This window comes from Streptomyces sp. GESEQ-35 (genome assembly GCF_017948485.1).
GTDB lineage: Bacteria > Actinomycetota > Actinomycetes > Streptomycetales > Streptomycetaceae > Streptomyces.
The window spans coordinates 723,810-736,058 of the sequence record NZ_JAFFSX010000001.1 but is presented as its reverse complement, the minus strand read 5'-3'; the positions used below and the strand labels follow the sequence as shown (position 1 = coordinate 736,058).

Below are 12,249 nucleotides of genomic sequence, written 5' to 3'. Positions count from 1 at the left end.
TCTCCTTCTCGTGATCTCGTCGCCCGCTGGGTGTCATGCGAGCCAAGCGGACTCCTTCGGACGGGTGTGAGGGGAGCTGTCGGTGCCGCCGGGCGCGGCCGCGTGGCCCAGGTAGCGGTGCACGAAGTGGATGCTCATCGCGCCTTCGCCGACCGCGGAGGCCACGCGCTTCACCGAGCCGCTGCGTACGTCGCCGGCGGCGAAGACGCCGGGCAGGCTGGTCTCCAACGTCAGGCAGTCGCGGCCCTGGCTCTGCCACAGCTCGGGAACGGAGCATGCCTGCGCCTCCGCGCCGGTGAGCACGTAGCCGCGCGCGTCGAGGGCGAGCGCGCCGGACAGCCAATCGGTGTGAGGGTCTGCGCCGGTGAAGACGAACAGGGCCCGCGCCGCGAGTTGGTGGTGCTCGCCCGTACGGTGGTCGACCACGGTGACTGCTTCCAGCGCCTTGTCGCCGAGTGCCTCGGTCACCTCGGTGTGCAGCCACACGCGCACCCACGGGTGGCGCTCGATCTGATCGATCAGGTAGCGGGACATGTGCGCGTTGAGGCTCGGCCCACGGACGAGCAGATACACCTGCGGTGAGTACCCGGCCAGGAAGAGCGCGGCCTGCCCTGCGGAGTTGCCGCCGCCGACCACCGCCACCGGGTCGGTACGGCACTGCTGGGCCTCGTAGACGGTCGCCGAGTAGTGGACGCTCGCGCCCTCCAACGGCTCGATGCCGGGCACATGGAGGCGGCGGTAGCGGGCGCCGGTGGCCAGGACGACGGTACGGGCGGTGATCTCGCTGCCGTCGGCGAACCCGACGGCGTAGTGGCCGTCCCGCCGTTCGAGCCGGGCCGCCTCCGCAGGGACGCTGATCCGGGCGCCGAACTTGCCCGCCTGGAGCACCGCGCGCTCGGTGAGTTCGGCGCCGGAGATGCCGGAGGGGAAGCCGAAGCAGTTGTCGATGCGGGACGACGTCCCGGCCTGGCCGCCGGTGGCCATCGCCTCGACCACGGTCGTGCCGAGGCCCTCCGAGGCGGCGTTCACCGCGGCGGCGAGACCGGCCGGACCGGAGCCGACGATGAGGAGATCGCCGCGGCCGTTGCCCGACGGCAGGGGCGGCAGGCCGATCAACCGGGCCAGTTCGGCGTTGCTCGGATTGCGCAGCAGGCTCGTGTTCCGCCAGATCACCAGCGGCGTCTGCTCCGGACCGACCGCGAAGCGGCGCAGCAGCGCCTCGGCCTCCTCGTCCGTCTCCAGGTCGATCCAGCGGTGCGGCAGCCGGTTGCGGGCGGCGAACTCGCGCAGCCGCCGGGTGTCGGGCGAGTAGCGCGAGCCGATGATGCGGAAACCGGCGCCCTGCCCGACGAGCAGGGCACGGCGGCCCAGGCAGGCGCGAAGCACCACATCACCAAGGACGGAGTCCCGGGTCACCAGGTCACGCAGCTGATCCATCGACAGGGCGAGGACCTCGCCGGGCTCCCTGACCACGGCGGCGTAGAAGGCCACCTGTCCGTTCAGGAGGCCGAGTTCGCCGATGAAGCGGCCAGGACCGTGCACCCGCAGCAGGTGTTCATCGGGCGTGCCGTAGCCCTCGACGATGGCGATCGAGCCACTGAGGACGACGTAGAACGTCTCGCACCGCTCCCCCTCCCGGATCAGGACGTCACCGGCGTCGACCGTGCGCCGCCGGCCGTGCTGCGCCAGACGGGCCATCTGGTCGTCCGACAGGCGGGGATAGGCGCCGTAGATGTCGGGGGTCTCGAAGGGGACGCTCTCCTCCGCCTCGTCCGGCACCGGCGCTGCGCCCGGCCGCGTCTCGTCGCCGGGCATCACACGAGCGCCTCGTGGACGAAGCACCACCGCCAGTCCTCGCCGGGCTCCAGCGACGCCACGATCGGATGGCCGTCGGCGGCGGCGTGACGGCGGGCGTGCCGGTTCGGCGAGGAATCGCAGCAGCCGACGTGGCCGCAGGTCAGGCAGAGCCTGAGGTGGACCCAGGGGGAACGTGTGGCCAGGCATTCCTCGCACCCCGGGGCGCGCGGCGTGACGGGGCGTACGAGGGCGAGATGGGGGTCGGTTCGTACGGTCATGGCCGATCACCCTTTCCCGGCCGGTTCGCGGCCCGCGATCGACTGCTCCACCCACCGCCGCAGGGCAGGGGCAGGTGCGGCACCCGACTGCCGGGCGATGGTCTGTCCTTTGTCGAGGACCAGCAGCGTCGGTACGGCCTGGACCTCGAACCGCCGCGCCAGGCGCGGGTTCTTGTCGATGTCGACCTTGACCAGCTTGATCTTTCCCGCGAGATCGGCGGCGACCTTCTCCAGCGCGGGGCTCACCATGCGGCAGGGGCCGCACCAGGTGGCCCACAGGTCGACGACGACGGGCACGGTGGCCTGCTCGACGACCTCGGTGAAGTCGTCGTCGCCCGCGTCGGCCATCCACGGAAGAGGCTGCTTGCAGTTGCCGCACCTGGGGCGGCCCTCGGCGGCCACGGGTACCCGGTTGGTGCGCCCGCAGTGCGGGCAGGTGACGTTGGTGGCTTGCACGGTACTCATGCCGCCCGCGCTCCCTTCACGTCCTCGGGCTGGTCGTAGGTGACCACCAACTCTGCGTGCTCGGCGTCGACACGGACCTTCGCGCCGTCCTGGACGTCGCCGCGCAGCAGGGCGCGCCCGACCAGCGTCTCGACCTCGTGGGAGATGTAGCGGCGCAGCGGCCGGGCTCCGTACACCGGGTCGTAGCCCTGGTGGGCGATCAACTCCCGGGCCGCTTCGGTGAGTTCGATGGTGATGCGGCGTTCGGCGACCCGCTGCCGCAGCTCGTCGAACTGAAGCTCCACGATCCGCTCGATCTGAAGCTCACCGAGCGGCTTGAACAGCACGATGTCGTCGACGCGGTTGAGGAACTCCGGGCGGAAGTGCCCGCGCAGCTCGCCCATGACCAGGGCGCGGGCGTCCGGCTTGATCTCACCCTCGGCGGTGGCGCCGTCGAGGAGGTGCTCGGAGCCGATGTTGGACGTCATGATGATCACGGTGTTGCGGAAGTCGACGGTGCGGCCCTGAGCATCGGTGATGCGGCCGTCATCGAGGATCTGGAGCAGGGTGTTGAAGACATCGGTGTGCGCCTTCTCGATCTCGTCGAACAGCACAACGGAGTACGGCTTGCGGCGTACGGCCTCGGTGAGCTGGCCGCCCTCCTCGTAGCCGACGTATCCGGGCGGGGCCCCCATGAGCCGGCTGACGGTGTGCCGCTCCTGGTACTCGCTCATGTCGAGGCGGACCATGTTCTCCTCGGAGTCGAACAGGGCCCGGGCGAGGGTCTTGGCCAGCTCGGTCTTCCCGACGCCGGTGGGGCCGAGGAAGATGAACGAGCCGATCGGGCGGCGCGGGTCGCGGATGCCGGACCGGGCGCGGATGATGGCGTCGGCGACGAGCTTGACGGCCTCGTCCTGGCCGATGACGCGCTCGCGCAGGATCTCGTCGAGGCGTAGCAGTTTCTCGCGTTCGCCCTCCTGGAGGCGGGCGACGGGGATGCCGGTCCAGGCGGCGACGATCTCGGCGATCTCCTCCTCGGTGACGACCTCGCGCAGCAGTCGGTTCTGCCCTTGTTTGGCGGCCAGTTGCTCCTCTTCCGCGGCGAGTCGGCGCTCCAGGTCCTGGAGGCGGCCGTAGCGGAGTTCGGCGGCGCGGTTGAGGTCGTAGGCGCGTTCGGCCTCCTCCGCCTCGTGGCGGACCTGCTCCAGTTCCTGGCGCAGTTCCTGCACGCGGCGGATCGCCTGCCGTTCGGCCTCCCACTGGGCGTGTTTGGCGTCGGCCTCGCCGCGCAGGTCGGCCAGTTCCTTGCGCAGTTCCTCCAGGCGGGACTTGCTGGCGGGGTCGGTCTCCTTGGACAGAGCCGCCTCCTCGATCTCCAGCCGGGTCACCCGGCGGGTGATCTCGTCGAGTTCGGCGGGCATGGAGTCGATTTCCGTACGCAGCCGGGCACACGCCTCGTCGACGAGGTCGATGGCCTTGTCGGGCAGGAACCGGTCGGTGATGTACCGGTGGGAGAGCGTCGCCGCCGCGACCAGCGAGGTGTCCTGGATCTTGACACCGTGGAAGACCTCCAGGCGTTCACGCAGGCCGCGCAGGATGGAGATGGTGTCCTCCACGCTGGGTTCGTCGACCAATACCTGCTGGAAGCGGCGTTCCAGGGCGGCGTCCTTCTCGATGTGCTGCCGGTACTCGTCCAGGGTGGTCGCGCCGATCATGTGCAGTTCGCCGCGCGCCAGCATGGGCTTGAGCATGTTGCCCGCGTCCATCGCGCCCTCGGCGGCGCCCGCGCCGACCACGGTGTGCAACTCGTCGACGAAGAGCAGGATCCGCCCGTCCGCGGCCTTGACCTCGCTCAGTACGGCCTTGAGGCGTTCCTCGAACTCGCCGCGGTACTTGGCGCCTGCCACGAGCGAGCCCATGTCGAGGGCGAACACCGTCTTGTCGCGCAGTCCTTCGGGCACGTCACCGCGCACGATGCGCTGGGCCAGCCCTTCCACGATGGCGGTCTTGCCGACGCCGGGGTCGCCGATCAGGACGGGGTTGTTCTTGCTCTTGCGGCTGAGGATCTGGGTGACGCGGCGGATCTCGGCGTCCCGGCCGATGACGGGATCGAGCCTGCCGTCCCTGGCCTCGGCGACCAGGTCACGGCCGTACTTCTCCAGGGCCTCGTAGGCCACCTCGGGGTTGGCGGAGGTCACGCGCTGGTTGCCGCGGACCTGGGTGAGCGCGCCCAGGAAGGAGTCCCGGGTCACGCCGTGCTCCTTCAGCAGGCGCCCGGCGGCGGTCGCCGAGCCCTCCTCGGCCAGGGCCAGCAGCAGGTGTTCCACGGACACGTACTCGTCCTTGAGGCGTTTGGCCTCCCGCTCGGCCGCGTCCAGCAGCCGGGCCAGGCGCTGGGTGACGAAGACCTGGCCCGGCGCCGCGCCGGGGCCGGTCACCTTGGCCCGGCGGGAGAGCTCCTCGCGTACGGCCGCGCGCAACTCCTTGGGCTCGGTGCCCGTCTGCTTCAGCAGCCGCGGGATCAGGCCCTCCTCCTGGTCGAGGAGGGCGAGCAGCAGATGCTCGCCGTCGACCTCGGTGTGGCCCAGGCCGCCGGCGGCGCTCTGGGCCTCCTGGAGGGCTTCCTGGGACTTCTGGGTCAGGCGGTTCATGTCCATGGTGGAAGATCACTCCTCATGCCTGCACGCCGCAGCGCGGCTTCGAGCAGGCTGATGCGGTCGAGCAGGTCGAGCACCAGACCGATGGATGCGTAGTTCAGGCACAGCCCGGTGCGCAACCGCTGGACGCGGGCCAGGGCGGCCGGGGCCGTGGGGGCGAACACCAGCCGTCCGGAGGCGTCATGGCCGGCGTCCACCAGTCCGAGGGCGACGAACCGACGGATCAGGTCGGGATGGACGCCTGAGCGGCGGGCCACGGTCTCCAGGGAGAGCCTGGACACGGGCACGATCGCGTACTGCACGCCCACCTCGGTCGTGCGTGCGTGGGACGGGCGGGCCTCGGCCGGTCGGTCGGTCATCAGGTCCTCCTGGGGTCGAACGAGGAGACAGCGGCAAGTTCCTCCAGCAGCTCGCGCTCCCGGTCGCTCAGCCGGGGCGGCACCATGATCCGCAGCTCCGCGTACAGGTCTCCGTTCGCGCCGCGCGGGCCCGGCATGCCCTCGCCGCGCAGCCGCAGGCGCCGTCCGCTGGAGGACCCGGCGGGCACGGTCACCTTCGCCGTGGCACCGCTCGGGGTGGGCACCGGCACGGTCGCGCCCAGCGCCGCCTCCCACGGAGTGACCGGAAGCCGCACGTGGACGTCCCGGCCGTCGAGGCGGAACTCGGGGTGCGGCTGGATCCGCACCCTCAGGTACAGGTCCCCGGCGGGAGCGTCGTCGCCGCTCCCGCGCCCGCCCTCCCCGGCCAGCCGGATGCGCTGCCCGTCGGTGGTGCCGGGCGGTACGTCGACCTGGTAGCGCCGCTGCCCGGACGGTCCGGCGAGGGTGACTGTACGGCGGCCGCCCCGATAGGCCTCCTCGACGGTGAGCGGCAGTTCGGCCTCCTGGTCGGCGCCGGGCACGCGCATCCGCCCGGCGCCGCCGAACAGCGAGCCGAACAGATCCTCGACGTCGACCCCCTCGCCCCCGAAGCCCGCCGTGGAGTACCGCACCCGGGGGCCGCCGCCGGTGGTCCCCCAGAAGCCGCTGCCGGCTCCGACTCCGGCTCCGGCGCCGACCCGCTCCTCCCAGTCCTCCGGGACCTTCCGGAAGTCCTCGCCGAAGCGGTCGTAGCGGGCTCGCTGCTCCGGATCGGACAGGACGCTGAAGGCCTCATTGACCTCCTTGAACCGCTCCTCCGCCTCGGGGTCCTTGTTGACGTCGGGGTGGTACTTGCGGGCCAGGGTGCGGTAGGCCCGCTGGATCTCGTCCCGGTCGGCGGTGCGCGGAACGCCGAGCACCTCGTAGAAGTCGCGTGCCATGGACGGTCACTCCCGCTTGGCGACGGTCACGGCGGCAGGCCGCAGCTGCCGCTCGGCCTCCCCGTAACCGGGTCGCAGCACCTGGACCACGGTGTTCGGATCGGCGTCGGGATCCTGGACCACGCCGACCACCTCGTGCCGGGCCGGGTCGAACGACACGCCGATCTCTGCGTGGCGGGGGTAGCCCAGCCGCTCCAGGACGTTCACGGCCTGGTCGCGCACGGCCCGGACACCTTCGACAATCGCACCGGGGTCGGCGGCCGCGTGGCTCAGGGCAAGCTCCAGGTTGTCGATGACGGGCAGGAAGGCCGCAGCCGTACGGGCGCGCTCGGCCGCAGCCTCCCGCTCCAGCTCCTTGGCGTGGCGTTTGCGCAGGTTGTCGAGGTCGGCCAGGGCGCGGCGCCAGCGGTCCTCGACCTCTCGCAGCGCGGCCGCGTACTCGTCCTCGGGTGCGGCGGTGCCGGTTGCGGCGTCGGGCCCCGGCTCGGGCTCCTCGGCCGGCGGTCCAGGCTGCTCAAGGTCCCCACGCGGTGGCTGTACGGCGCCTTCCGGCGGCGGGTCGGGCTCTTGGCCCCGGGGTGGGATGGACATCGCGGGCACCTCAGCCCTTGTCGAACTCGGCGTCGATCACGTCGTCGTCGCCCCCGGCGCCGTCCGGCGCGGCCCCGCCTTGGCCGGATCCGTCCGGTGAGCCGGTGCTCGCCGGACCGCCCGCGGCGGCTCCCGCCTGGTGGGCCGCGAGCCCCGCGAAGACCTGCTGGAGTTCGGATGTCAGCGGCCGGACCTTGTCCACCCCGGCCTCGTTCTTGACCGCCTCGCGGGCCTCGGACACCAGCATCTCGGCGCGCGCCTTCTCGTGGGCGGGCGCGGCGTCGCCGAGCTCGCCGAGACGCTTTTCGACCTGGTAGGCGATGGCGTCCAGTTCGTTGCGGGCGTCGACCGCCTCGCGCAGGGCCTGGTCCTGGCCGCGGTTGCGTTCGGCCTCCTGGACCATTCGCTCGACCTCGCCGCGGTCGAGGTTGGAGCTCTCGCTGATGGTGATGCCCTGCTCCTTGCCGGTGTCCTTGTCCCGCGCGGTGACGTTGAGGATGCCGTTGGCGTCGACGTCGAAGGTGACCTCGACCTGCGGCTCGCCGCGCGGCGCGGGGCGGATGTCGGTGAGCTGGAAGCGACCCAGGACCCGGTTGTCGGCGGCCAGCTCCCGCTCGCCCTGGAGGACGACGACGTCGACGGCGGGCTGGTTGTCCTCGGCGGTGGAGAAGGTCTCGGTGCGGCGCACCGGGATGGTGGTGTTCCGCTCGATGATCTTCGTCATCACGCCGCCGCGTGTCTCCACGCCCAGCGACAACGGCGTGACATCGAGCAGCAGGACATCCTTGACCTCGCCCTTGAGGACCCCGGCCTGGATCGCGGCGCCCATCGCCACGACCTCGTCGGGGTTGACACTCATGTTGGGGTCCTTGCCGGCGGTCAGCCTCCGCACCAGCGCCTGGACGGCGGGGATGCGGGTGGAGCCGCCGACGAGGATGACCTCGTCGATGTCGTTGTCACTGACCTTGGCGTCGTCCATGGCCTGCCGCACCGGGCCGAGGCAGCGCTCCACCAGGTCGCCGGTGATCTGCTCGAACGTGGACCGCATGATCGTCGTGGTCAGATGCTTGGGCCCGGAGGCGTCGGCCGTGATGAACGGCAGGCTGACCTGCGTCTGGGTCACCGAACTGAGCTCGGTCTTGGCCTTCTCGGCGGCCTCGAACAGTCGTTGCAGCGCCTGCGGGTCCTGGCGCAGGTCGAGGCTGTTCTCCTTCTGGAAGCCGTCGGCGAGGTGGTCGACCAGCCGGCGGTCGAAGTCGTCGCCGCCCAGATGGCTGTCGCCCGCCGTGGACCGTACCTCCACCACGCCGTCGCCGACGTCGAGGATGCTGACGTCGAAGGTGCCGCCGCCCAGGTCGAAGACGAGCACCGTCTCGTGCTGCTTCTTGTCCATGCCGTAGGCGAGGGCGGCCGCGGTCGGCTCGTTGATGATCCGCAGCACCTCCAGGCCGGCGATCCGTCCGGCGTCCTTGGTGGCGGTGCGCTGAGCGTCGTTGAAGTAGGCGGGCACCGTGATGACCGCCTCCGTGACCCGCTCTCCCAGCTGCTTGGAGGCGTCGTCGGCGAGCTTGCGCAGCACCTGCGCGCTGATCTCCTCGGGCGCGTAGAGCTTGTCGCGCACCTCGAAGCGAGCGGCACCGCCGTCTCCCTCGACCACGTCGTACGCGACGGCCTTGGCCTCTTCGGAGATCTCGTCGAAGTGCCGGCCGATGAACCGCTTGGCCGAGTAGATGGTGCCCTTGGGGTTGAGGATCGCCTGGCGGCGGGCCAGCTGGCCCACCAGGCGCTCGCCCGTGTCGGTGAAGGCCACCACGGACGGCGTCGTGCGGTTGCCCTCGCTGTTGGGTACGACCGTCGACTCGCCGCCCTCCCAGACGGCGATCACCGAGTTCGTGGTGCCCAGGTCGATGCCTACTGCCTTGGCCATGAGGAACTCCTTCCGCGACGGGCGGCCCCGTTCGCCCGCGGAGTCGCGCCCGGTCTTCCGCACTCGCTCAGGTGACGGCGGGACCGCTCCGCGGGCGGCTGCTCTGCCAAGCCCCGCTGTTTGTGCCGGTGCCGGTCCCGCTGGGCAGCTCGGCCAGCAGCTGCACCGCTTCCTCGGCGACCGCGTCGTCGGCGACGACGTCGTACCGGCTGGGCTGCATGAAGCTCACCGAGGCGAAGTCCCGGCGGCCACCCTGGGCCGCGTGCGCCAGCAGGCCGAACAGAGCGCCGACGAGTGCTCCGAAAACCAGCCCGTACAGGGCGAGGAGCAGTCCCGACACGACCGGGTCCAGCCAGTTCAGCAGCCCGAAGATCCACCCGATCAGTGCGCCTGGGAGGGCACCGCTCGCCGCGCCGTGCAGCGCGGCCCCGGCATGTCCCATGCGGCCGGTCACCTGCTCGACCAGGCGCACGTCCTGCCCGATGATGGCCACCCTCTCGACGGGAAAGCCCTGATCGGAAAGGTGATCGACAGCGCGTTCCGCCTCCTGGTAGGTCGTGTACGAGGCGATGGTCCTGCGGGCCTGCGCGTTCATCAGCCAGTCCTTCCCGCCACGGCCACCGGTGCGCCCGGCGATCCCTGACAAACCCAGACTGGCAAGAGAGCAGCGCGCTCCGCCTGCACCCGGCAGGTCAGAACTCGACGCAGCCGGTCGGTCCACGAGAACAAGGCTCAAATCCAGACAAGTCGGATGGTCTTGCCTAGGCTGGGCGCTCAGGGCTCGCCAGGCGTGGATCCCACGACTCGCTCGATCGCCTCCGATGACCGGAGGAGAACGGAGTGATCGATGGCCTGCCATCCGTCACGGAGACCGTCCCCTCATGTCTCCGACCAGGAAGTGACCCGTCACCCGAGCAACACGGCGGACACCGAAGGGCACGACCCCCGTCCGTTCGCGGCGCTGGACCCACAGGGGCTGCTGGTGCTGTCCCACACCCTGTTCACCTGCGCGGAGCAGAGTGAGATCGTGCGGTTGGCCATGCGGCACGTCAGTGCCCTTGGGCCCTACCACGCCGAGGCCGGATACCTCGCGACGGACGACGGTCTGTCCCGCGTCCCCGGCCATGACGCGGGAGCGCCGACGGTCGACGACGCACGGATGAAGGAGCTGGGCGAGGCCGACGGCTCCGTATCCCTTCCAGAGCGGTCCTGGACCTGGGCGTTCGGCCTGCGCGGGGCCGGCGGTCTGCTCGGCTACATCGTGGTCTCCTCCCACTCCGGGCCCGATGAGCGGGGGCACTTCCTCCTCTCGACCCTCGTGGGGCTCACATCGGCGGCCATGTCACTGGCGGCCACGCTCCCCGCGCACCACGACAACGCCGGCGAACTGAGCCGACTCCGCACCGAACGGGACACCGCACTGCGGCAGCTGGACACGGTGCGCTCCGAGCTGCACCTTCAGAAGGCCGTGCACGAGGCCCTCGCCCGTGTCGCAGCCCGGGGCGGCGGCGAGGACGCCATCACCCAAGCGCTGTACGAGCTCACCGGGCTGTCGGCGCTCATCGAGGACCGATTCGGCAACCTGAGGTCCTGGGCCGGTCCCGACCGGCCCGACCCCTATCCGGTGCGGTCCTCGACCTACCAGGAAGAGATGCTGCGGCAGGTCGCGCGCGAGGCGGGCCCGGTCAGAGTCAAGGACCGGCTGATCGTCCTGGCCCGCCCGCGCGGCGACGTCCTCGGCGTACTCGCCATCGAGGACCCCGGGGCGACGGCCAACGAGCACACCATGTTCGCCCTGGATCACGCCCAGCGGTCGCTCGCCCAGGAGCTCATGCATATGCGCGAACTCACCGAGGTCGAGCTGCGGCTGCGACGCCAGCTGATCGACGACCTGTTGGAGGGCACCGACGAGACGAGCGCCTACGCCCGGGCCGAAGCCGTCGGCCAGGACCTGCAACGTACCCATTACGTGGTCGTGGTGCACTGGCCGGGCAACGCCGCGGACGACTCCTTCACCCGTGCCGTCGAGCAAGCGACGGCCACCACGGCGACCCGTCCGCTGATCACCCGTCGCGGCGACCGGGTGGTCCTGCTGACCGAAGCAAGGCCCGACGACGATGCTGTGCACGTGGCGCTGGCCCATGAGCTGGGGACGTCCGACGGAGCGATCGGGGTGAGCACCCGCTGCGACTCCCCGGACGGCGTTCCCCGCTGCTATCAGGAGGCACTGCGGGCCCTGGAGGTGCGGCAGAACTCCCGTCAGCGCAGCGGGACGACGTTCTTCGACGACCTCGGGCTGTACCGGATCCTGGGGCCGGGCAACGATCTCCGGGAGCTCGAAGGCTTCGTGCGAGAGTGGCTCGGCCGGCTGATCGACTACGACGCAGGGCACGGCACGGAGTTGGTGGAGACGCTCTCGCGCTACTTCGACTGCGGGGGCAACTACGACGATGCGGCCGCCGCGCTGACGGTCCACCGCAGCACCCTGCGCTACCGGCTTCAGCGCATCCGTGAGATCAGCGATCGCGACCTGGCGGATGTGGACACCCGGCTCAATCTGCAGGTGGCAACGCGCGTCTGGAAGATCATCCTGGGTGGGAGGCGCTGACCGCGGCCACCGGTCCCCCCAGCGGCCCCGGCCAGCCGCCCCTGAACTGGGCTTTCAGGCAAGTATGAGCCCCCACTTGTCAAGTTTTCTTCTCTGCGTTATATGAATGGTGTACGGGCATCGCAGACCGGATCCGTCGTTCGAAAGGAGATGACCAGTGATGCTCATGCGCACCGACCCGTTCCGTGAAATCGATCGACTCACCCAGCAGGCGCTCGGTACGCGGTCCTGGCCCACGGCCATGCCGATGGAGGCATACCGCGCGGATGACCAATTCGTGGTCCACTTCGACATCCCGGGTGTCGACCCCGAGGCCATCGACCTCGACGTCGACCGGAACGTCCTCACCGTCCGTGCGGACCGCCGCTCGTCGGCGCCGGATGGTGTGCAGTTGATCGCGGCCGAGCGCCCGACCGGGACGTTCAGCCGCCAGCTGTTCCTCGGCGACAGTCTCGACACCGAGCGGATCGACGCCTCGTACGACGCCGGGGTCCTTACGCTCCGCATCCCGGTGGCCGAGCAGGCCAAGCCTCGGAAGATCCAGATCTCGGGCGGCGAGCCTCCGAAGCAGATCGACGCCTGAATCGGGCTGCACCCGGCTCCCGGCAGGAGCCCTCGCTTTGCACTGCCGGGGGCCGGCAGCGGCG

Annotated in this window: 11 protein-coding genes; 2 read left to right on the top strand and 9 right to left on the bottom strand. The window is 70.8% G+C overall.

Annotated features, from left to right (window positions below):
• Positions 1-33: 33 nt before the first annotated feature.
• From KCH87_RS03230 to KCH87_RS03190, 9 genes are all read right to left on the bottom strand, one after another.
• Complete coding sequence (locus KCH87_RS03230; protein WP_210583856.1) at positions 34-1,815, bottom strand: FAD-dependent oxidoreductase; 1,782 nt, start codon at positions 1,813-1,815, stop codon at positions 34-36.
• The gene (locus KCH87_RS03225; RefSeq protein WP_210583855.1) at positions 1,815-2,075 is read right to left on the bottom strand and encodes a UBP-type zinc finger domain-containing protein; all 261 of its coding nucleotides are present in this window, start codon (positions 2,073-2,075) and stop codon (positions 1,815-1,817) included. The genes KCH87_RS03230 and KCH87_RS03225 overlap by 1 nt, the downstream gene beginning before the upstream one ends.
• Before the next feature lie 6 nt (positions 2,076-2,081).
• On the bottom strand, positions 2,082-2,540 hold the full coding sequence (gene trxA, locus KCH87_RS03220; RefSeq protein WP_210583854.1) for a thioredoxin: 459 nt from the start codon (positions 2,538-2,540) through the stop codon (positions 2,082-2,084).
• Positions 2,537-5,176 (bottom strand): ATP-dependent chaperone ClpB, encoded by a 2,640-nt coding sequence (gene clpB / locus KCH87_RS03215; RefSeq protein WP_210583853.1) that lies wholly within the window; start codon positions 5,174-5,176, stop codon positions 2,537-2,539. The genes trxA and clpB overlap by 4 nt, the downstream gene beginning before the upstream one ends.
• Positions 5,167-5,535, bottom strand: a complete 369-nt coding sequence (locus tag KCH87_RS03210; RefSeq protein WP_210583852.1) for a chaperone modulator CbpM — start codon at positions 5,533-5,535, stop codon at positions 5,167-5,169. Before KCH87_RS03210 ends, clpB begins: the two co-directional genes overlap by 10 nt.
• Positions 5,535-6,476 carry a DnaJ C-terminal domain-containing protein gene (locus KCH87_RS03205; protein ID WP_210583851.1) on the bottom strand — a complete coding sequence of 314 codons (942 nt, stop codon included), beginning with the start codon at positions 6,474-6,476 and terminating at the stop codon, positions 5,535-5,537. The genes KCH87_RS03210 and KCH87_RS03205 overlap by 1 nt, the downstream gene beginning before the upstream one ends.
• Positions 6,477-6,482: 6 nt before the next feature.
• Positions 6,483-7,067, bottom strand: a complete 585-nt coding sequence (locus tag KCH87_RS03200) for a nucleotide exchange factor GrpE (protein ID WP_210583850.1) — start codon at positions 7,065-7,067, stop codon at positions 6,483-6,485.
• 10 nt (positions 7,068-7,077) lie between these two features.
• Positions 7,078-8,994, bottom strand: a complete 1,917-nt coding sequence (gene dnaK, locus KCH87_RS03195) for a molecular chaperone DnaK (RefSeq protein WP_210583849.1) — start codon at positions 8,992-8,994, stop codon at positions 7,078-7,080.
• Positions 8,995-9,061: 67 nt separating this feature from the next.
• The gene (locus KCH87_RS03190) at positions 9,062-9,589 is read right to left on the bottom strand and encodes a general stress protein (protein WP_210583848.1); all 528 of its coding nucleotides are present in this window, start codon (positions 9,587-9,589) and stop codon (positions 9,062-9,064) included.
• A gap of 303 nt (positions 9,590-9,892) precedes the next feature.
• On the opposite strand from KCH87_RS03190, the gene KCH87_RS03185 reads away from it, so the two are divergent.
• Complete coding sequence (locus KCH87_RS03185) at positions 9,893-11,602, top strand: helix-turn-helix domain-containing protein (RefSeq protein WP_210583847.1); 1,710 nt, start codon at positions 9,893-9,895, stop codon at positions 11,600-11,602.
• Positions 11,603-11,762: 160 nt separating this feature from the next.
• A complete protein-coding gene (locus tag KCH87_RS03180; protein WP_210583846.1) occupies positions 11,763-12,185 on the top strand; it encodes an Hsp20/alpha crystallin family protein in 423 nt (140 codons plus the stop codon).
• Positions 12,186-12,249 lie beyond the last annotated feature (64 nt).